General features: G+C 61.9%; 15 protein-coding genes. 9 read left to right on the top strand and 6 right to left on the bottom strand.

The features are described from left to right. Window positions 1–26 precede the first annotated feature (26 nt). The 6 genes from BS629_RS25095 (at window position 27) to BS629_RS39335 (ending at window position 7,496) form a co-directional block, all read left to right on the top strand. Entirely contained in the window at window positions 27–1,322 is a 1,296-nt protein-coding gene (locus BS629_RS25095) for an efflux RND transporter periplasmic adaptor subunit (protein WP_018241327.1), read from the top strand. After that, window positions 1,319–4,435, top strand: a complete 3,117-nt coding sequence (locus tag BS629_RS25090; RefSeq protein WP_018241326.1) for an efflux RND transporter permease subunit — start codon at window positions 1,319–1,321, stop codon at window positions 4,433–4,435. Before BS629_RS25095 ends, BS629_RS25090 begins: the two co-directional genes overlap by 4 nt. Window positions 4,436–4,653: 218 nt before the next feature. Further along, window positions 4,654–5,946, top strand: coding sequence for an Hsp70 family protein (locus BS629_RS25085; protein ID WP_018241325.1), 1,293 nt, complete (start codon window positions 4,654–4,656; stop codon window positions 5,944–5,946). 68 nt (window positions 5,947–6,014) lie between these two features. Further along, a complete protein-coding gene (locus BS629_RS25080; protein WP_018241324.1) occupies window positions 6,015–6,917 on the top strand; it encodes a uracil-DNA glycosylase in 903 nt (300 codons plus the stop codon). A 131-nt stretch (window positions 6,918–7,048) separates the two neighbouring features. Then, window positions 7,049–7,240, top strand: coding sequence for a hypothetical protein (locus tag BS629_RS25075; protein ID WP_003546802.1), 192 nt, complete (start codon window positions 7,049–7,051; stop codon window positions 7,238–7,240). A gap of 97 nt (window positions 7,241–7,337) precedes the next feature. Continuing rightward, window positions 7,338–7,496, top strand: a complete 159-nt coding sequence (locus BS629_RS39335) for a hypothetical protein (protein WP_017990856.1) — start codon at window positions 7,338–7,340, stop codon at window positions 7,494–7,496. A 99-nt stretch (window positions 7,497–7,595) separates the two neighbouring features. Here BS629_RS39335 and BS629_RS25070 read toward each other — a convergent pair whose 3' ends face one another. Both BS629_RS25070 and BS629_RS25065 read right to left on the bottom strand, forming a co-directional pair. Continuing rightward, window positions 7,596–8,468 (bottom strand): hypothetical protein, encoded by an 873-nt coding sequence (locus BS629_RS25070; protein WP_026188329.1) that lies wholly within the window; start codon window positions 8,466–8,468, stop codon window positions 7,596–7,598. A gap of 244 nt (window positions 8,469–8,712) precedes the next feature. After that, a complete protein-coding gene (locus tag BS629_RS25065) occupies window positions 8,713–9,651 on the bottom strand; it encodes a DMT family transporter (RefSeq protein ID WP_018241322.1) in 939 nt (312 codons plus the stop codon). A 344-nt stretch (window positions 9,652–9,995) separates the two neighbouring features. Between BS629_RS25065 and BS629_RS40255 the strand changes: the two genes are divergently transcribed. From BS629_RS40255 to BS629_RS25045, 3 genes are all read left to right on the top strand, one after another. After that, complete coding sequence (locus BS629_RS40255; protein WP_032980168.1) at window positions 9,996–11,102, top strand: methyl-accepting chemotaxis protein; 1,107 nt, start codon at window positions 9,996–9,998, stop codon at window positions 11,100–11,102. A gap of 188 nt (window positions 11,103–11,290) precedes the next feature. Then, window positions 11,291–13,939: an aminopeptidase N gene (gene pepN / locus BS629_RS25050; protein ID WP_018241320.1), complete on the top strand. Its 2,649-nt coding sequence runs from the start codon at window positions 11,291–11,293 to the stop codon at window positions 13,937–13,939. 192 nt (window positions 13,940–14,131) lie between these two features. Next, a complete protein-coding gene (locus BS629_RS25045) occupies window positions 14,132–16,441 on the top strand; it encodes a PAS domain-containing sensor histidine kinase (protein ID WP_018241319.1) in 2,310 nt (769 codons plus the stop codon). A 20-nt stretch (window positions 16,442–16,461) separates the two neighbouring features. Here the strand turns inward: BS629_RS25045 and BS629_RS25040 are convergent, their stop codons facing one another. The 4 genes from BS629_RS25040 to BS629_RS25025 form a co-directional block, all read right to left on the bottom strand. Further along, entirely contained in the window at window positions 16,462–16,809 is a 348-nt protein-coding gene (locus tag BS629_RS25040; protein WP_018241318.1) for a hypothetical protein, read from the bottom strand. Between the two features lie 98 nt (window positions 16,810–16,907). Beyond that, window positions 16,908–19,865: a bifunctional [glutamine synthetase] adenylyltransferase/[glutamine synthetase]-adenylyl-L-tyrosine phosphorylase gene (locus BS629_RS25035; protein WP_018241317.1), complete on the bottom strand. Its 2,958-nt coding sequence runs from the start codon at window positions 19,863–19,865 to the stop codon at window positions 16,908–16,910. Window positions 19,866–19,998: 133 nt separating this feature from the next. Beyond that, a complete protein-coding gene (locus BS629_RS25030; protein WP_018241316.1) occupies window positions 19,999–21,408 on the bottom strand; it encodes a sensor histidine kinase in 1,410 nt (469 codons plus the stop codon). Continuing rightward, the gene (locus BS629_RS25025; protein WP_018241315.1) at window positions 21,405–22,160 is read right to left on the bottom strand and encodes a response regulator transcription factor; all 756 of its coding nucleotides are present in this window, start codon (window positions 22,158–22,160) and stop codon (window positions 21,405–21,407) included. The genes BS629_RS25030 and BS629_RS25025 overlap by 4 nt, the downstream gene beginning before the upstream one ends. Window positions 22,161–22,178: the final 18 nt, after the last annotated feature.

Below are 22,178 nucleotides of genomic sequence, written 5' to 3'. Positions count from 1 at the left end.
ACCTTGCCCAAAGACCGGTATCGCCCATGAAGAAATTTTGGATCACCATCAGCGTTATCGCCGTTGCCGCCGTCGGCGTCTGGCAATTCGGGAATCGGGTCCCTTATGCCTCTCGCATTCCCTACCTCTCGCAGTTCATCAAGCAGCCGGAAACCGGCAATGGCGGCGGGCAGCAGGCACAGGCAGATCAGGGGCAAGATGGCGGGCAACATCAGGGCGGCGGGCGCAGACGCGGTGGCGGCGGCCCGACCGTCGTCAAAACAGTCGCGGCCGTAAAGACGACGCTGCCTATGGATGTGACGGCGTCCGGCTGGGCCGATGCCGATGACAATACGACCATTGCCGCACAGGAGCAGGGCCTGATCGTCAGCATCAATGCGCAGGATGGGGCGACGGTCAAAGCCGGTGACCTGATCGCCAAGCTGGACGACCGGACGGCCAAGGCGACCGTCGACAAGGACAATGCGATGGTCGTGCGCGACACGGCAACCCTTTCGGAAGCCGAGACCGCATTAACGCGTGCACAGGATCTCTTCGATCAGAAGGCCGGCACCCAGCAGAGCCTCGACCAGGCGGTCGCCGCCCGTGATACCGCTGCAGCCACGGTCGACGCCGACAAGGCGTCGCTGGCCTCCGATCAGATCTTGCTCGAGCACACCGATATCCGCGCTCCCTTCGACGGCCGGCTCGGCGATATCGCTGTCAGCAAGGGCGCTTTCCTCAGTGCCGGCGCGGCAATCGTCACTATTGCGAAATACGATCCGATCTACGTGAAATTCCACCTGCAGGAACGCTATCTCAGGGAGCTGAAGAGCGCCTTGGCAGCCGGTCCGGTCGAGGTCAGCACCTCCCCCAATTCCACAAAGGGGCAAGTGCGAAAGGGCGAAATCAGCTTCTACGACAACACGGTCGATACGGCCTCGGGCACGATCCTCGCCAAGGCGAAATTCGAGAATGCCTCCGGCGCGCTCTGGCCAGGCCAGTCGGTCAACATCGTCGTGCATTTCAACAATGACGAACAGCAGGTGGTGGTGCCGACGGTTGCCGTCAGCCCTGGTCCGGAGGGTTTCTTCGCCTTCGTCGCCAAGGACGGCAAATCGCATCTGACGGCCGTCACCGTTGCCCGCGCAAATGGCGGCTTCACCGCCATAGAATCGGGTCTTCAGGCAGGCGATCACGTCGTCGTCGAGGGCCAGGGCCAGCTCAGCGACCGGCAGGCGATCAACGAGCAGTTCGATGAAAAGACGCTTGATGTCGCCTCCGCCGAAGAGCCTCGGCAACAGCAGCCCTCCGAGACGATCGCGGTGGGAGCTCAGCAATGATCCCGAATTTCTGTATCCAGCGCCCCGTCGCGACGACGCTGCTTGCGATCGGCGTCATTCTGGCCGGTCTTGCCGGTTATCAGCTCGTACCCGTCGCAGCGCTACCGCAGGTCGACTTTCCCACCATCAACGTTTCGGCGCAGTTGAGCGGTGCCTCGCCGCAGACGATGGCGACCTCGGTTTCGACACCGCTGATCAAGCAGTTCGAGACCATTCCCGGGATCACCGAAATCAGCGCCTCCAGTTCGCTCGGCAGCACCAGCATCGTGCTGCAGTTCGACCTCAGTCGTAATATCGATGCGGCCGCAGCCGACGTGCAGGCCGCGATTTCGCATGCCACCCGGCAACTGCCCGACAATCTGACCACGCCGCCCAGTTATCGCAAGACGAACCCGGCCGATGCGCCTGTCATGCTGCTCTCGGTGCAGAGCAACACCATGCCGCGCAGCAAGCTTGACGACATCGCCGAGAACATCATCTCGCCGTCGCTTTCGACGCTTCCCGGCGTTGCCCAGGTCAGCGTCTACGGTGCGCAGACCTATGCCGTGCGCGTCGAGGTCGATCCCAATAAGCTTTTGACCCGCGGCATCGGCATCGACACCGTGAACAAGGCGCTTGCTGCCGCCAACAGCCAGCAGCCTGTGGGAACGCTGCAGAACAATTCGCAGAGCATGACCATCACGGCGAACACGCAGCGCACCAGCGCCGAACAATTCCGTTCGCTCGTCATTGCCAATCCGAACGGCGCGCCGATCCACCTCGGCGATATTGCCGATGTGCAAGACAGTGTTGAGAACCAGTATACCGGCAGCTGGTATGACGGCCAACGCGGCATCATCCTCGCCATCCAGCGCCAGCCGGATGCCAACACCGTCGATGTCGTCGATGCGATCAACGCCAAGCTGCCGCAGCTTCACGCCGAAATCCCGCCTTCCGTCAACACGGTCGTCATGAATGACGCCGCAAAGCCGATTCGCGATGCCATCTCCGACGTGAAGTTCACGCTGCTCCTAACGATCGGCCTCGTCGTTCTCGTCATCTACCTCTTTACCGGCCATGCGACAGCAACGATCATTCCCGGGCTTGCCGTTCCGCTGTCGCTGATCTCGACCTTCGGCATGATGTATGTGCTCGGCTACAGTATCGACAACATCTCGCTGCTCGGGCTAACGCTCGCGGTGGGGCTCGTGGTGGATGACGCCATCGTCATGCTCGAGAACATCCTGCGCCATGTCGAGGATGGCATGCCCGTGCGGGAAGCGGCGATCAAGGGTGCGGGCGAAGTCAGCTACACCATCATTTCCATGTCGGTTTCGTTGATCGCGGTCTTCATCCCGATCCTGCTGATGGGCGGCGTTGTCGGCCGCGTGTTCAACGAATTCGGCATGGTGGTTGCGATTGCGATCATCTCTTCGGCAATCGTCTCGCTCACCGTGACGCCGATGCTCGCCTCGCGTCTGTCCAACCACCAGAGCCGCCCGCCGCTCATGATCCGCATCTTCGATGCCGGCTTCGAACGGACGCTGCGCGGCTATGACAGGGCTGTCGGCTGGTGCCTTCGCCACCGCCCCACGATCCTCGGCGTTTTCCTCGCCTCGGTGGCACTGACGATCTATTTCTTCATGACGCTGCCGACAAGCTTCTTCCCACAGGAGGATATCGGCCGCCTGACGATCAGCACGCAGGCCCGGCAGGACATTTCCTATTCGGCCATGGCGGCGCTGCAGCAGCAGGCGGCAGCCGTCGTCAAGGCGAACCCGGCGGTCAACCATGTGATGTCGACGATCGGCGGCAACCCCAACAAACCGCAGAACAACGGCTCGATGTTCGTCGAACTCAAAGACAAGACGGAGCGTGCGCCGCTTGACCAGACGCTGCGCGAGCTGCGCACGGCGATCAACAAGATCCCCGGCCTGCAGGCGTTCGTGACACCGAACCAGAGCCTGCGCTTCGGCGGTCGCCAGACGGCCAGCCAATATCAGCTGGTGGTGCAGGCGCTGAGTGCTGATCAGACCAACCTGTGGGCCGGCAAGATCCAGGCGGCGATGCGTAAGGACCGGCTGTTCACCGACGTGACCTCGGACGCCCAGAACAACGCCCTGCAGGCCAACATCGTCATCGATACCGAGCGGGCAGCCGCGTACGGGATCGACAATGATACGCTGCGCACGACGCTGCAGGAATCCTTCAGCGGATATGCAGCGGCGGAAATCCAGTCTACCGGCGACAGCTACGACGTCATCGTCGAATACGACACGAGCAAGCCCTGGGACGACCAGAAGCTCTCGGAAATCCGTGTCGCCTCGGCCAATGGCAGCCTGGTGCCGCTTTCAAACTTCGCGCATGTCGAGCGCACGGTCGGCCCTGTAACAATCAACCAGACGGGCCAGCTCGTCTCGACCACCGTTTCCTTCAACCTGCCGGAAGGCGTCTCGCTCAGCGACGCGACGGCGGCAATCGACCAGATCAAGACGGAAATGAGCATGCCGGCCGACGTTTTCACCTCCTATGGCGGTACAGCTGAGATTTTCGAGCAGTCTCAGGGCAATACGCCATACCTCATCCTGGCGGCGGTGCTGACCATCTATGTCGTGCTCGGCGTACTCTACGAGAGCTTCATCCACCCGCTCACCATTCTGTCCGGTCTGCCGGCCGCGGCATTCGGTGCGCTGCTGGCGCTTGATATCATGGGTTTCGACCTGTCGATCATCGCCCTTATCGGCCTGCTGATGCTGATCGGCATCGTCAAGAAGAACGCGATCATGATGATCGACGTGGCGGTGGAGACCATGCGCACGACCGGCGAAAAGGCGACGGTGGCGATCCACGAGGCCTGCGTGCGACGCTTCCGACCGATCATGATGACGACCTTCTGCGCCCTGCTCGGCGCCCTGCCGATCGCGCTCGGCACCGGCGCAAGTTCCGAACTGCGCCAGCCGCTCGGCATCGCCGTCGTCGGCGGCCTGATCGTCTCGCAGATGCTGACGCTCTTCATCACCCCGGTCATTTTCGTCGAGATGGACCGCTTCGGAAGCTTCCTCGGCCGACTGATCGGCCACAAGAAGGTCGAGGAGCCGGAGGTGCAGGAGGCAAGGGCAATGGCCGCCGAGTGATGACGGCCCTCTGAGTTCGGCATTGCCGATTGACCTTGCGGCGCACTTCTTCTTCCAACCGGGAGAAGAAGTGCGCCCGCGATCACATCAACTTCCGCTCCTCTTGAATGTGTCACGCCTCTGTGGCATCACCCGCCCTCCTGAATCCGGGCGTCCTGACGCCCTTTCGCGGAGCGATGCTCCGCCTCCAATAACAATCGGCATGAAGAGGTGCGGGCATGGCTCAGGCGCTGGGTTTCGACTTCGGCACGACGAATACGGTTCTCGCCATGGCGGATGGCGGGGCGACGCGCTCGATGGCGTTTACGAGCACGGAGGGTACGGCCGACAGCATGCGCACGGCGCTTTCCTTCATGAAGGATGCCCAGCTCGGCGCTTCGGCGCTGAAGGTGGAGGCGGGCCATGCGGCGATCCGCCAATTCATCGACAATCCCGGCGAATGCCGCTTCCTGCAGTCGATCAAGACCTTTGCGGCGAGCGCGCTGTTCCAGGGCACGCTGATCTTCGCAAAACGGCATAATTTCGAAGATCTGATGGAGATCTTCGTCCGGCGCCTGCGCAACTATGCCGGCGACCACTGGCCTTCCGATGTCAGCCGTATCGTCACCGGCCGGCCGGTGCATTTTGCCGGCGCCAGCCCCGATCCGGCGTTGGCGACCGAACGATACAATGAGGCGCTATCGCGCTTCGGTTTTCCCGAGATCCACTATGTCTATGAGCCGGTCGCCGCTGCCTTCTACTTCGCGCAGAACCTGAAGCAGGATGCCACCGTACTGGTTGCCGATTTCGGTGGCGGCACGACCGACTATTCGCTGATCCGCTTCGAGACCGTTGCCGGCAAGCTGACGGCAACACCGATCGGCCATTCCGGCGTCGGCGTCGCCGGCGATCACTTCGACTACAGGATGATCGACAACATCGTCGCACCGCTGATCGGCAAAGGCAGCCATTTCAAGAGCTTCGACAAGATTCTCGAAGTGCCGTCCAACTACTATTCCAGTTTCGGCCGCTGGAACCAGCTGTCGATCTTCAAGACGACGCGCGAATTCGAGGATCTGAAGAAGCTGGTACGCACCAGCCTGGAACCGGAAAAGCTCGAAATCTTCATCGACCTCATCGACCATGACGAGGGCTACCCGCTCTATCAGGCCGTGTCAGCGACGAAGATGGCTCTCTCGGCCTCGGAGGAGGCGCCTTTCGATTTCGCGCCGCTTGGTCGCGGTGGACATCGCAGCATCAAGCGTAGCGATTTCGAAGGCTGGATCGCCGATGATCTCGCCCGCATCGAAGGCGCGCTGGACGACGTGCTCGACAAGACCGAGACGAAGCCTGCGGAGATCGATAAGGTGTTCCTCACCGGCGGCACCTCCTTCGTGCCGGCGGTGCGCCGCATCTTCACCGAACGCTTCGAGCGCGACCGGATCGAAAGCGGCGGCGAGCTGTTGTCGATCGCCCACGGCCTGGCGCTGATCGGCGAACGCGAGGACATCGCACAATGGACTGTGCAATAGCACCGGCAAGGGCGGGCAATCTGCCGCCCACCCTTTCAATGCCCCTGTCACTCCGCTAAGCTTGCCGCATGATCTCCGCCAACGACCTCTCCCCCGCCGAGCTTGCAGCGCTTCTGCATTTCCATGCGGATGCCGGCGTGGAATGGCTGCTGGAGGAAGAGGCTATCGACCGTTTCGCCGAGTTCGAGGCGATGAAGGCCGCCCGCCGCCCGGCGGCGGCACAGGCGCAGCCGCAACGTCCTGCCGCTGGGGAACGCCCTGCCCCAGGCCAGGTACCGCCGCGTCCGAATACAGCGGCACGCCCGGCGCCTGCCGAACGTGCATCTTCCAGCCCGCAACCGGCGATCCCGGATGGCGAGGCGGTGCAGCAGGCGCGCTTCGTCGCCGAAACCGCGCGATCGCTCAGTGAGCTCAAGACCGCGATCGAATCTTTCAACGGCTGCAACCTCAAGCACAGTGCCCGCTCGACCATCTTTGCCAGCGGCAATGCCGAAAGCGGGATCATGGTGATCGGCTCGGCGCCGAGCGCCGAAGACGATCGCGAGGGTGTGCCCTTCTCGGGAAAATCCGGCCAGCTGTTCGACAAGATGCTGACGGCGATCGGGCTGACGCGCTCAGCCATTCTGTTGACGCAGGTCATCCCCTGGCGACCACCTGGCAATCGTGCGCCCTCGGCGGCGGAAATGGACATCTGCCGCCCCTTCATCGAGCGGCAGATCGCGCTTGCCGAACCCAAGGCGATCCTGCTGCTGGGCAATTTTTCGGCGCGCTTCTTCTTCGGCGAAAGCGATACGATTCACGGCCTGCGCGGCCATTGGAAAGAGATTGGCGTTGCGGACTGTGTCATTCCTGCCATAGCCAGCCTGCATCCGCAGGATCTGTTAACCGCACCTGTAAACAAGCGGCTGGCCTGGAATGACCTGCTCGCCTTTCAAGCGAAGCTTAAGTCCCTCTCTTTGCTTAGAAATTAGCCAAAGTTGAATAATTTGTGAATCAATCTATGCGATTTTCGCATGGCTGCATCCCGCCGTGATGCATTGCGGAATCTATGTTGCATCGCAATATCAGCTGTGTCTTGGGAGGAATCACAGGAACCAAGGCCATGAACAAGCGTTTTCGTCCTATCCATAGCGGGTTTGAAACCCTTCGCCTCGCCGGCGACCAGGTTCGTTCCACTCAAGGCTACAGCCGTTTCGGCTTTGCCACGAACGAACAGATGATTGCCCGCGGCACCGGCATCAACAGCCGCACGGCGCGCCCGAACGCCATTTTTTCGGACTTCCAGCAATATTGAGCAGGAATTCAACGTGTCGCAGCGTCCTTTGCGCGTCTTAAAAGACGCGCAGCGCTGTAGGCGCTTCGCCTGCCCTTCGTCTCAAGAGTACCCCAACATGTCGACGATCCTGATATCGCTTCTGCGCAACATCGAAACATTCGAGCATATCCGCGTTGCCGTCTGCGCCGCGCGGGAATATGAGCGCGAGCTTTCGGTCAAGCCGGCCGATGCCGGAACGCGCAATGGCGCAGGTACAGCGGCGATCGTTCTCTAGAGCAATTCCGTTTTTCCGAGTCACGGAAATGCTCTATCTCCTTGTTTTCGCGCATTCCGGACGCAAAACCACTGCGCACTTTTACTGGAATTGCTCTAATCAGATGGCCATCTCGTCGATCTGGGCCTTCGCCCATTCGAAGGCTTCGTCGACATAGGCGAACTTGACCGCCTGCCAAGCGCAATATTCCTCGACGAAATCCCGCGATATCCATAGGTGCGTCTTGCGCGGCTCGTCATACCAGCCGACGCAGCCGCGTTGCGCCGCTTTTGCCAGCAGCCGCTGCAGATGGGTGCGCGACATCATGAAATCGGCAGCGAGCGCACGGGTTTCGACACGGCCGACAGACAGCCTCCCCGGCTCGCTGCTTTCCAAATCCATCCGGGCGATGAAGTTGTCGACGACGAGGCCGCCGGCTTCCGTCCAGAGGAACAGCGCCACCTGCTCCGGCGGTTCGCGCCAGGCGGCATCTTCGAGGCAATGGCGGGCAATGCGCGGCTGAATGAGCCGCATCAGTGATGGATTTGCCTGAAAAAACACTGCCCTTTGACCGCCGTCGAGCAGGTCGAGGGCGCCGAGATTGGAGAAAATCCAGGCAAACATCCCCTGATGGCTGACGTCGGCCGGTTCGAAATGACGTGGCCGCCGCCGCTCGTCGCCGGGCGTGTGAGTTATGAAGCGGTAGGTATAGAGTTCCTCGATGAAGGCGAGCACGGTGTTGCGGCTCGCCACCTTGTGCGCGGTGATGCGCCCGGTCAGCCGCACGGCGGTGAAACCCGACGTCGGGTCGCGCGGATCATATTCCAGGTGGAGGGCATAGGCAGTCTGGGTCAGAAGCCAGCGCTGATGCGAGGCGAGCAGTCGCGCCAACCGCGGACCAGCATCAAACATGCCGCGCATCTGCCCAGCCAAAAAGCGAATGCTCATCAGAAAGGAAGAGTTCCCCACCAATTGCTCCGCTGTGAATGCCATTATGCTTTTCTCCACCTCCGCTCGCCGGCCAGCGTTCGGAGCAACGACACCCAGAGCCCCTCCGGCATCAGCGGCCATTCAGACATGCACAGCTTGGAATAAATGATACTCTCTCATGTTCAACAATCATATTCCACAGGCCGGCGGTATCCCAAGAATTCACCATTCTTTTCACCCTGTGAGCGCAAGTTTCAACCCACCGCAATCGCCGCGTTAAAACCTTCTATATCATACGCTTGCCGCGTCAGGCTTGCGGCGTCGTGGCCTTGCGCGCCTCTCTCTGCTCGATGCCCAACTGATGCTCGCGAAAGATGATGAAGATGCCGGCGGCGATGACGATGACGGTGCCAATCAGCATGGTAACGCTCGGCACGTCGCCGAAGACAAAATAGGCGACGATACCGCCGAGCAGGATCGACGTATATTCGAACGGCGCGATGGTGGAGACGTCGGCATGGCGGTAACTTTCCGTCAGCAGGATCTGCGCGACGCCGCCGCAAAAACCGGCGGCGATCAGACAGAGCGCTGTCGGCCATGGCAGGATGAGCCAGCCGAAGGGAACAGAAGCCAGCGAGAAGACCGAGGCGGTGATCGAGAAATACAGCACGATCGTCGCCGTCTTCTCTTCCTCGACGAGGCGGCGCACCTGGATCATCGCCATGCCGCCGAGAACGGCCGAGAGCAGCACGCAGAGTGCGCCGACGGCCTGTTCTGCTTCCATGCCGCCGTCGCGAAACAGCGTGAGTTTCGGCCAGGAAACGATGGCGACGCCGACGATGCCGACCAGGACGGCGCTCCAGCGATAGATGCGCACGGTCTCGCCGAGAAAAACGGCAGCGAAGATGACGGCGACGAGCGGCAACGCGTAGCCGAGCGCGATCGCCTCCGGCAGCGGCAGATGCAGCAGGCCATAGAAACCGAAAGCCATCGACAAGATGCCGATCGTGCCGCGCTTCAGGTGACCGATTGGGTTGGCCGTGTAGAAGGCGGCGCGCAGCTGCCTGTTATAGGCGAGATAGGCCATGATCGGGAAGAGCGCGAAGAACGACCTGCAGAAGGTGACCTGACCGGGCGGGATGTCTGAGCCGGCCAGCTTGATGAAGGTCTGCATGGCCAGGAAGACCACGACCGACGAGACTTTCAGCGCAATGCCTCTCATCGGGTTTCTGAGAACCGAGTGCATGATCCTGGCTCTTAATACTGCTCAAGCGGAACGGGGGACGCGTTCGACTCGGGAACGCAGCGGGTGACGTCTCCCATCGTAGCGAAAGAAAAAACCGATTGGCGAAAAAACCGCAAGCAACATCAGAGAATCACAGAAACGCCGTCAGCGGCAGGCTCAACCGTGCTGCTTATGCGCCACCGCTCTGAAATTTCTCGTTTTCAGCGATTCACCCCGAAAATGTTCATCTCGCGGGGCCAGCCGTTAACCAATTGAAAACCATAGGCAAGCATCGTTTTTTATCGCTGATCTCGAAATTTTCTTCACCACACAAACAATTGCCCGCTCCTTCCAGGATCCTTTTGATGAAGCCGCTTAGCGCCGAAACCATTGCCCAGTCGCAGAATGCGACACCGCGGTCCATGCGCGTCGTCACGGACGGCATCAGCACCGATCTCGAGCGCTTCAGCGCCGACAACACCAATATCGTCAAGCAGATTAAGCTGCTGGCGATCAATGCGCTGATCGAGGCAGCCAGAGCCGGCGAGACCGGAAAGGGCTTCGCTGTCGTTGCCAACGAGGTGCAGCGGCTGGCGCAGATCGCAACCGACATTACCGGCAGGTTCGAGAGCAACGTGCTTGGCCGCATCGGCCTCAGCCGCGCCATGGCGGATTCGCTGGTCGAGGAGATGGAGGGCGTTCGCCTTACCGATCTGGCGCAGACACTGGTGCAGCTCATCGTCCGCAACCTTTTCGAACGCACGGCCGATGTGCGCTGGTGGGCGACGGACCCGGCACTCTGGCAGGCACTGCAGGAACCGGGCCGGGAAACCGTAGCCTTTGCGGCGGAGCGTCTCGGCGCCATCAACCGCTTCTACACCGTCTATCTCGATCTCGTCATGACCGATCTCTCGGGCAAGGTGATCGCATCCGCCAATCCCAAGTTCCAGCACAAGATCGCAGGCACGAGCCTTGCCGGCGATCCGTGGTTCCGGGCGGCGTCGGCCTGCTCCTCCGGCGACGCGTATATCGTCGACGATGTCAAAGCGAGCCCGCTGCACGACAACAGGCATGCGCTCGTTTATGCCACAGGCATCCGCGAAGAGGGCAAGCTCGATGGGCGGCTGATCGGCACCCTCGGCGTCTATTTCGACTGGCAGAACCAGGGCCAGGCGATCGTCGAGAAGGAGGCCAACCTGCCGCCGCAGTTGGCGGAAAGAACGACTGTCATGCTGCTCGACGGCAAGAGCCGGGTCATCGCCACCACCAATCCCACCTTGCTCTTTTCCCATTTCGCGCTCGCCAACCCGTCCGGCCAGGCGAAAGGCAGCTACTACGACAATAACGGCTCTATCGTCGCCTTCGCGCGCACCCTCGGCTACGAGGATTACGACGGGCTCGGCTGGTACGGCGTCGTCGTGCAACAGACGGAAAACGACGCGACGATCAAGGCGGCACTCAATCTGAAGTAGTGTCCATCTCCTTGTGGCCGTGTTCATCCGTTGCCAATAAGATATTTTGCCCGCGAACTTGGCGTTCGCGGGCAATTTGCTTTAAGTTTAGTTCAGACTTTAATGTAATCATGCCCGGCAAAATTTATGGCAGAGTGCGCCCGCCTCTGTATTCCGCGGTTGTCCAATAACGGTCTTCAGGAAACACCATGCGAACAGATACCGGCCAGGTCATTCATCTGGCAGATTACCGTCCCACCGACTTCGTGCTGGAACGCGTGGACCTCACTTTCGAACTCGACCCAACGGAGACAAAGGTCGAGGCGCGTCTGATCTTTCATCGTCGCCCGGGCGCCGATCCGACAGCGCCGATCGTTCTCGACGGCGACGAACTGACGTTGTCGGGGCTGCTGTTCGACCAGGTGGAGCTGGACCCTTCGCGTTACGACGCAACACCGGAAGGCCTGACAGTGCGCGACCTGCCGGAGAGCGCGCCCTTCGAACTGACGATCACCACCATCATCAATCCTGAGGCCAATACCAAGCTGATGGGCCTTTACCGCACCGGCGGCATCTACTGCACGCAGTGCGAGGCGGAGGGGTTCCGCCGCATCACCTATTTCCCCGATCGGCCTGACGTGCTTGCGCCGTTCACGGTCAACATCATCGCCGACAAGGACGCCAACCCGCTGCTTTTGTCGAACGGCAACTTCCTCGGCGGCGCCGGCTACGGCCCCGGCAAACATTTCGCCGCCTGGTTCGATCCGCATCCGAAGCCGAGCTATCTCTTCGCGCTCGTCGCCGGCGATCTCGGCGTCGTCGAAGACACGTTCACGACCATGTCCGGCCGCGAGGTGGTGCTGAAGATCTATGTCGAGCACGGCAAAGAGCCGCGCGCTGCCTATGCCATGGACGCGCTGAAACGCTCGATGAAGTGGGACGAAGAGAGGTTCGGCCGCGAATACGATCTCGATATCTTCATGATCGTCGCCGTCTCGGATTTCAACATGGGCGCGATGGAGAACAAGGGCCTCAACGTCTTCAACGACAAATACGTCCTTGCCGATCCCGAGATCGCGACCGATGCCGACTATGCCAATATCGAGGCGATCATCGCGCATGAATATTTCCACAACTGGACCGGCAACCGCATCACCTGCCGCGACTGGTTCCAGCTGTGCCTCAAGGAAGGCCTGACGGTCTATCGCGACCACGAATTCTCGTCCGACCAGCGCTCGCGCGCCGTCAAGCGCATCGCCGAAGTGCGCCACCTGAAATCGGAGCAGTTCCCGGAAGATGGCGGCCCGCTCGCTCACCCGGTGCGGCCGACGAAATATCGCGAGATCAATAATTTCTACACGACGACCGTCTACGAAAAGGGCAGCGAAGTTACGCGCATGATCGCGACGCTGCTCGGCAAGGACGGCTTCAAGAAAGGCATGGACCTCTATTTCGACCGCCACGACGGCCAGGCCGTGACGATCGAGGATTTCGTCAAATGCTTCGAAGATGCAAGCGGGCGCGACCTCAGCCAATTCTCGCTCTGGTACCATCAGGCCGGCACGCCGCTCGTCACCGCATCGGGCAGCTATGATGCGGCAGCCGGCAGCTTCACCCTGTCGCTCGAACAGATGATCCCGGCAACGCCCGGCCAGCCGAGCAAGGAGCCGATGCATATTCCGCTCAGCCTCGCGCTGTTTGGCGAAAACGGCGGCAAGATCGAACCGACTTCGGTCGACGGCGCGGAATATACCGGCGAGGTGCTGCATCTCACTGGCCGCACACAGACGGCCGTGTTCCATGGCATTGGCACGCGGCCGGTCGTTTCGATCAACCGCAGCTTCTCGGCGCCGATCAACCTGCATTTCGATCAGAGTCCAGCCGATCTCGCCCGCCTCGCGCGCCATGAGACCGATCATTTCGCCCGCTGGCAGGCGCTGACCGATCTGGCGCTGCCGAACCTCCTGAAAGCGGCTCGTGACGCCCGCGAGGGCAAGCCTGTTGTCAGCGAGGCGACCTTCGTCGAGACGCTGATCGCGGCCGCCGCCGACGAGAGCCTCGAGCCTGCCTTCCGTGCCCAGGCACTGGCTCTGCCGAGCGAATCCGATATCGCCCGCGAACTCGGCGGCAACAACGATCCCGATGCCATCCATGCCGGCCGGCAGGCGATCCTGAAACAGATCGCCGATACCGGAAAGGACGTCTTTACCGGCCTCTACGCGGCGATGACGACATCAGGCGATTTCAGCCCGGATGCGAAGAGCGCCGGCCTGCGCGCGCTGCGCAATACCGCCCTCACCTATCTCTCACATGCCGAACAGACGCCGGCGCGCACCAAGTCTGCCTTCGATGCGGCCAACAACATGACCGATCTCAGCCATGCGCTGACGATCCTCGCCCATCGTTTCCCCGATAGCGCCGAGACGCGCGAGGCGCTCGCCACCTTCCGTGACCGCTTCGCGGAAAATGCGCTCGTCATCGACAAATGGTTAGCGATCCAGGCCGGCATTCCGGGTGCAAAGACCCTGGGCCGTGTCCGCGGCCTGATGGACGATCCGCTCTTCAAGCGGACCAATCCCAACCGGATGCGGGCACTGGTCGGCACCTTCGCCTTTGCCAATCCGACCGGATTCGGCCGCGCCGACGGCGAAGGCTATCGTTTCCTCGCCGAGCAGATTCTCGATATCGACCAGCGCAACCCGCAGCTTGCCGCCCGCATCCTCACCTCGATGCGCTCCTGGCGCTCGCTGGAACCGACGCGTGCCGATCACGCCCGCTCGGCCCTCATCGAGATCGAGCGGGCCGCCGCTCTTTCGACCGACGTGCGCGATATCGTCGAGCGCACGCTTAAAGGGTGATTTGCTTCGACCGGCCGTCCCGAAAAATTCGGCGGCCGGTCGCCCAGCACGTCGAATCACCTGGAAAAACCCGAAATTATAAATAGTTAACGGATTTTTACCTTTGCCTCTGGACAAGGCGAATCACCCATGATTCTCTAGGTCAGGTTCGAGCGAGCGGCGCGCGAATCACACGAGGGACAAGGCGAAGAGATGATGGACGTGCGGCGGGCAACCGTGGCCGAAGGACGGCTGCGTGTCGATTTTGACGGGCTGAAAGCCTGGCGCGACAGCCTTTCCGGTCATGCGACATCGGAACCACTTCTCCGTTATCTGCCGAAGGCCGAGCTGGTCTTGAAGCGAGCCATTCCGGCGCTGATCGTCGCCTTCCTCTTCGTCGTCGCCGCCTCGCATTTCTTCGGCATGATGAGCGAGTACGGGCGCCTGGAGGCCTCGGCGCGCCATGCCACCGCCCTTTCGGCGGCGACCGCCTCTGCCGTGTTTGCCGATGCGGCCGACATTTTCGACAACGGCGATATGACCGAGGCGCAGGCCCGCCTCGCCAAATTCCTGCCGCAGGACCGGCTGGACAGCGGCGCCTTCGTGCTGCTCGTGCAGGCAAGCGGCAAGGTTTTTGCCGCGACCACCGCCGGGCTTTCGCATGTGGGCAGCAATGTCGGTGATTTCTTCCCCGAAGTCTCGGCGATCCGGCGCTTCGGCGATCGCGCCGGCGTCATCGAAACGACGATCGGCGGCGTGCCGCATTATGCCGAGATCACGCTGGTGGGCAATGCCGGCGGTTATGTCGTCGCCGCCACCTCGCTCGACGAGATCGGCCGGCTCTGGCGCGAGGAGCTGGCGCTCAACGTCACGCTGTTTGCCGGCATCTCCTCGATCCTGCTCGTCATCCTCTATGCCTATTACACGCAGGTGAAGCGCGCCCGCGATGCCGACGACATCTTCCTGGAATCGAACCTGCGCGTCGAGACGGCGCTGTCGCGCGGCCGCTGCGGCCTCTGGGATTTCGATTTCGAGAACCGCGAATTCTTCTGGTCGCGCTCGATGTACGACATGCTCGGCCTGCCGGGCTCCGACAAGACGATGGGCTTCGGCGAAGCCGCCCGGCTGATGCATCCCGATGACGGCGGGCTCTACGAGATCGCACGCGCCATCGGCAAGGGCGCTTCCGGCCAGGTCGATCAGATCTTCCGCATGCGCCATGCCGGCGGCCACTATGTCTGGATGCGGGCCCGCGCCCAGGTGATCCGCAGCAATTCCGGCCGCATGCACCTGATCGGCATCGCCATGGACGTGACCGAACAGCATCGGCTCGCCCAGCGCTACGCAGAAGCCGACCAGCGCCTGGCCGACGCCATCGAATGCACCTCGGAAGCCTTCGTGCTCTGGGACAAGAACGATCGCCTCGTCATGTGCAACACGCATTTCCAGCAGGCCTATGGCCTGCCGGACAGCGTGCTTGTGCCCGGCACCGAGCGCTCGACCGTCAATGCCGCCGCCGCCCGTCCGGTCATCGAGCGGCGGATTTCCGATGCCGACGGCTCCGGCTATTCGCGGACGACGGAAGTACAGCTTGCCGACGAGCGCTGGCTGCAGATCAACGAGCGGCGCACCCGCGACGGTGGCAGGGTCTCCGTCGGAACCGACATCACTCTGATGAAACGCCATCAGGAACGGCTGCGCGAATCCGAACGCCGGCTGATGGCAACGATCGGCGACCTTTCCGCTTCGCGCCAGACGCTGGAGAGCCAGAAAGCCGAGCTCTCGACGGCCAACGCCAACTATCAGGCGGAGAAGGAACGCGCCGAAGCCGCCAACAAGGCGAAATCGGAATTCCTCGCCAACATGTCGCATGAACTGCGCACGCCGCTCAACGCTATCCTCGGCTTCTCGGAAATCCTGCAGAACCAGATGTTCGGGCCGCTCGGCTCGCTGAAATACGACGAATATGCCCGCGATATCCATGACAGCGGCAAACATCTCCTCAACGTCATCAACGATATTCTCGACATGTCGAAGATCGAGGCCGGCCACGTCAGACTGCATTGCGAGCGCATCGATCTTGTGCCTCTGATCGAGGAAAGCCTGCGTTTCACCGCCATTCCGGCGGCTGAAAAGAACATCGTCATCGAACAGCGCATCTGCTCCGGCTTGACGCTGACGGCCGACCGCCGGGCGATGAAACAGGTGCTGCTCAACCTGCTCTCCAATGCGGTGAAGTTCACCAATAGCGGCGGCCGCATCGCGGTGCGTACGCGCCGCGTCGACGGCTTCGTCGTCGTCACCATCGCCGATACCGGCATCGGCATTCCACGCTCGGCGCTTGCAAAGATCGGCCAGCCCTTCGAACAGGTGCAGAACCAGTATGCCAAGAGCAAAGGCGGCTCCGGCCTCGGCCTCGCCATTTCTCGCTCGCTGACCTCACTGCATGGCGGTCGCATGAAGATCCGCTCACGCGAGGCCGTGGGTACGGTGATCTCGCTGCGGATTCCGGACGACGTCTAGCAATTGGCTTTTCAAATCGTTCATCGATTTTCCGAGCGATCCTGGGACTGCTTTCGCCCCTGCCTTTCCTTTATCTGGCGAATCTCGGCAAGCTGGCCTTTGAGTACGACCAAGGCGTCTTGTTCCTCTTGTGAAAGGTTCTCCAACGGAACATGTTTCAGCAGCACCTCAAGCGCATCGCCAATGCGGCCGATCTGCCGACCATAGCTCCCCACCTCGTCCAGAATCGTTTGTTCCGTTTCGGGCGCCGGCGTCGATCCAAGATCAATGTTGACGAAGCCGATCTGTGATCCCTGCTGATAAAATGTCCACGGATTGATGGCCTGCCAGAGTCTTTCAGGCGCCAGTGCTAAATTGAAGGTTTTCATTTTCCATTCCCCGCGATTGAAACGGCAACATAGGAGAAGTCGGTCAGTCAGGCGATTGCGGCGCGGACAATCTCTGCATATTTCCGCGGCGACATCCGTCAGGCCTTCACGATGCTCAGGAATATCTTCCTGACCGCTTTTGCCAGCCGCTTCACCTCCCCCTCCAGCGTCTTGATATCAGGGCAATCGCCGGCGCGGTAGACGAGTTCAACGAGGCCTGATGGCGCGTCCTTGGGATCGAATAGGCCGTCAATGCAGAGGCGGATCAACTGCGAAAGACCGGTATAGAGCGCAAAGGCCTCAAGGCAGGTATCGAGATCTGCCGGCGCCATCAGCCGGTCGCCAAGGGCCTTCAAGGCCTCGCCAGTACTAAGCCCGTTCACGGGCGTGCCGACACCTTTGGACGGAGCGATCAGCGCCAGGTACTGGGCGATGAATTCGAGATCGATGACGCCGCCGGGGATCTGCTTCAGGTCCCATGGACCGCCCGGCGGCTTTTCCTTGTCGATCAGTTCGCGCATCTCGGCGACGTCATGCGCCACCTTGGCAATGTCACGATCGGCCGACAGCACCTCCCGGACGATCAGTTCCGCTTCGGCGATCAGGCTCTCATTGCCGCAGATCAGCCGGGCGCGGCTGAGCGCCATATGCTCCCAGGTCCACGCCTCTTCGCGCTGATACTTGCCGAAGGCATTGATACGGGTGGCGACCGGCCCCTTGTTGCCTGACGGGCGCAGCCGCATGTCGACCTCATAGAGCACACCTTCGGCGGTCGGCGCCGACAAGGCGGCCATCAGCCTCTGGGTGATGCGGGTGAAGTAACGGGTCGCGTCGAGCGGCTTCGGCCCATCGGATTCGGAGGCCGTGTCATCATAGTCATAGAGCAGGATCAGATCGATGTCGGAACCGGCCGTCAGCTCGAAGCTGCCGAGCTTGCCCATGCCGGCGACTGCGATGCGCCCGCCGGGATAGTCGCCGTGCGCGGCCCGCATCTCGCCGATCACGGCATCGAGTGCCGCTGCGATGACGAGGTCGGCGAGATGGGTGAAGGCGCGCGCCGCCATCTGGCCGTTGATCGCGCCGGTGAGCAGGCGGATGCCGATCAGGAAGCGCTGCTCGGCGGCGAAGATGCGCAGCCGGTCGAGCACCTCTTCATAATGGCGGGCCTGGGCAAGCGAGCCCTTCAGCCGTTCGCCGAGATAATCACGGGTCGGCAGCTCTGCCATCAGGCCGGGATCGAGCATGCCATCGAAGACGTGCGGCTTGGCGGCGATCACCTCGGCAAGCCGGGGTGCCGAGGACATGATGTTGACGATCAGCGATAGCAGCGCCGGGTTGCTGCCGAGCAGCGAGAAGAGCTGGATGCCGGAGGGAAGACCGGAGATGAAGCTGTCGAAGCGCAGCAGCGCCTCGTCGGCGCGCTTGCTTTCGCCGAAGACCCGCAGGAGCTCCGGCGCCAGCTCCGTCAGCCTTTCACGCGCCTCGACCGATTGCGTGGCGCGGTAGCGGCCATAGTGCCAGGTGCGGATGATGCGGGAAATGTCGGACGGCCTGTTGAAGCCGAGTTTCTTCAAGGTCTCCAGCGTGTCCGGATCGTCACCCTGGCCGGTGAAGACGAGGTTTCCGGTATCGGTGGAAAGCCTGCTCTCCTGTTCGAAGAGGTGGGCATAACGCCGCTCGACCGTCTTCAGCACGCCGACCAGCCGTTCTGAGAAGCTCGGCGTGTCGGAGAAGCCCATCATGAAGGCGATGCGCTTCAGGTCGGCATCGGTTTCCGGCAGCAGGTGGGTCTGCTCGTCGCGGACCATCTGGATGCGATGCTCGACATCGCGCAGGAACCAGTAGGCCTCCGTCAGTTCGTCACGGGTTTCCGCGTCGATCCATTTCGCCTTGGTGAGTTCACCGAGCGTCTCCTCCGTCGCCCGACCGCGCAATGCCGGCATGCGACCGCCGGCGATCAGCTGCTGGGTCTGGACGAAGAATTCGATCTCCCGAATGCCGCCGCGGCCGAGCTTGACGTTATGGCCCTTGACCGCGATCGCACCGTGGCCCTTATGCGCGTGGATCTGCCGCTTGATCGAATGGATATCGGCAATCGCCGCGTAATCGAGATATTTGCGGAAGACGAAAGGGGCGAGCCCGCGCAGGAAATCGCCGCCCGCCGCAAGGTCGCCGGCAACGGCGCGCGCCTTGATGAAGGCCGCCCGCTCCCAGTTCTGCCCCCTGCCCTCGTAATAGATCATCGCCGCATCGACCGGGATCGCCAGCGGCGTAGAACCGGGATCGGGGCGCAATCTGAGATCGGTGCGGAAGACGTAGCCGTCCGCTGTCCGCTCCTGCAGGATGCGCACCAGCCGGCGCATCATCCTCGGGAAGACCTCGATCGCGTCATCCGGGTCAGGCACGATGCCCGCCTGTTCGTCAAAGAAGACGACGAGGTCGATATCGGAGGAATAGTTGAGTTCCGACGCGCCGAGTTTGCCCATGCCGAGCACGATCAGCCCGGAGCCGTCGCTCGGTGCTGCCAGATCCCGCAGCCGCAGCTTTCCACCCTCATGCGCCGCCAGCAGCAGATGGTCGATCGCGGCGGCAACCGAAGCTTCGGCAAGCTCGCTCAGCCAGGCCGTCGTCGCCCGCCCGTCGAAGATGCGTGCGAGATCTGCGAGTGCGACGAGGAAGGCCACCTTGCGCTTGATGATGCGCAGCCTGCTCATCACCACGGATTCCGAAGGCGCCGCCCCCTCGCCGTCCCTTTGCCAGCAGCGCCGCGCCTCGGCAACCAGCGCCTCGATCTGCGGCTCCAGCGGTTCAGTGACGGCGCCAGCGAGGATGGCGGGATCGAGATTGACGATTTCACGTAGATAAGGCGACAGCGTCAGAACGGCCGCGATGAAATCGCGAAGCGGGCTTTCCGTCTTCAGCATCGCAGCCACCGACGGCTCGCTCTTGCCGGCCTCCTGAAGGTCGGCCAGTGCCAGCTTCAACTCCGTCTGGTTCAGCGGACGCAGCAGCCCTTCGGCGACATCCTTCAGGCCATGCGTCGATTTCGTCAGCATGCACTCTCCCTGCTTTAGCGCCTAGGGAAACGACCACGCAGAATCGCGGGAACGCCTCCCTGACCGGCATTAAACTAGGGTCTTGGCGGAAAACCGCCAATACGCGATTCAGCTGATCATCGACTTCGAGTCATCAGGCAGCCTTGGCCGGGAAGATCATGCTGACGGTCAATCCGCGCTGTTCGGGCTTGTCAGGATCGGTATCGGAGAGCTCCAACCGGCCGTTGTGCAGCTCCATCACCGCCTCCACCAGCGAAAGCCCGAGCCCTGTGCCGGGCTTCGACCGGCTTTCATCGAGGCGGACGAAGCGCTTCACCACGTCGTCGCGCCTGTCGGCCGGAACGCCCGGCCCATGGTCGGCGACCGAAAGGCAGATGCCATCCGGGCGGCGGGCAAGCTTCAGTGACACCTTGCCCGCTCCTTCCGTGTTAGAGGAATATTTGATGGCATTGTCGAGCAGGTTGAAGATTGCCTGGCCAATCAGCTCGCGATTGCCCTGGACCTCGACATCAGGCTCGATGCTAAAGCTGAGGCCGAGCCCGGCCTCCTCCGCCGCCGGTTCGTAAAGCTCGGCGCTATCGGAGACGATGGTCGAAAGCTCCACCTGCGACATCTCGGCCGCGACCGATCCGGCCTCGACGCGGGAGATCATCAACAGCGCGTTGAAGGTGCGGATCAGTTGGTCCGATTCGGAGATGATGCCTTCGAGCGCGGTGCGCCGCGTCTCGCCATCGGCGATATCGAGCGCATCGGCCGCCTTGTTGCGCAGCCGCGTCAGCGGCGTCTTGAGATCGTGGGCGATGTTGTCGGAGACTTGCCGCAGGCCCTCGTTCAGCTTCTCGATGCGCTCCAGCATGGTATTCAGAGACATCGACAACCGGTCGAATTCATCGCCCGATCCGCCCACCGGCAGGCGCTGCGACAGGTCGCCGGCCATGATCTTCTTGCTGGCATCCGACATGCGGTCGATGCGTTTCAGCGCGTTGCGGCCGATGGCGAACCAGATGATGATTGCGCCAAGCCCCATGATCGCCAAGGCTACCATCAGCGCCTGGCGCACCAGCAGGCGGAATCGCTCGGGGTCGCCGAGGTCGCGGCCGATCAATATTCTCAGGCCGTTGTCGAGCACGAAGATATTGGCGATCGCCCTGTGGCGGCGCTCGACGCCACTGTCGGTATAACGCTGATAGATGAAGGGCGCGGAGGTCCAGCCGATCTCCTCGAAGACACCCGGCTGCACCGAGGCGACGTTGCCGGCGAGAATATCGCCCGAGGGACCGGCGATGATGTAGAGATTGGCGCCCGGCTGGCGGGCACGCCGCTCCATCGTGCGCAGCAGGAGGTTCATGCCGCCGGTGTCAAAGGCGCGCTGCACCTGCTCCACCTCCTGCCTGACGGCGTCGCGGATCTGGCCCGTCAGCAGCCGTTCCGACATCGCCGTCACATAGAAGACGAGCGTCGCGGCGCAGATGGCGAAAAGCAGGATGTAGAGTGCCGAAAGGCGGACTGCGGTGGACTTGAAGAGAACCTTGAAACGGCTCATCCCTCATCCTTGATCATGTACCCCGCGCCGCGAATGGTCTTCAGCAGCGGCTGGCTGTAGTCCTTCTCGATCTTCGAGCGCAAGCGCGAGACATGGACGTCGATGACGTTGGTCTGCGGGTCGAAGTGGTAGTCCCAGACGTTTTCGAGCAGCATGGTGCGGGTCACCACCTGGCCGGCATTCTTCATCAGATATTCGAGCAGGCGGAATTCGCGCGGCTGCAGCGGGATCTCCTTGCCGCTGCGGCGCACCTCGTGGGAGAGCCTATCGAGTTCGAGATCGCCGACGCGATAGACAACGTCCTGATCCGGCGTGCCCTTGCGACGGCCGAGCACCTCGACGCGCGCCAGCAACTCGCTGAAGGCATAAGGCTTCGGCAGATAATCGTCACCGCCGGCACGAAGGCCGGTCACGCGGTCATCAACCTGGCCCAGCGCGGAGAGGATGAGGACCGGCGTATGGATGGCCTTGCGGCGCAACTCACTGATGACGGAGAGCCCGTCGCGGCGCGGCAGCATGCGGTCGATGACGATGACGTCATAGGTATTTTCCGACCCCATGAACAGACCGCTCTCGCCGTCGCTGGCGTGATCGGCGACGATGCCCGCCTCGCGAAAGGCTTTCGTGAGGTAGACCGCGGCTTCGAGATCATCTTCGATGATGAGAATCTTCATGCGGCCGACATTACCCACCGGCTGCGTTTCGGCAAGGCTCAAAGCATCTTCCTGCGGGGCGGCGCTCATGGCGATCATCCTTCAAAGGTCAGAAGA

It is taken from the genome of Rhizobium leguminosarum bv. viciae USDA 2370, from assembly GCF_002008365.1.
GTDB lineage: Bacteria > Pseudomonadota > Alphaproteobacteria > Rhizobiales > Rhizobiaceae > Rhizobium > Rhizobium leguminosarum.
The sequence above is the reverse complement of the archived record's forward strand: the minus strand, read 5'-3'. Positions and strand labels throughout refer to the sequence as shown.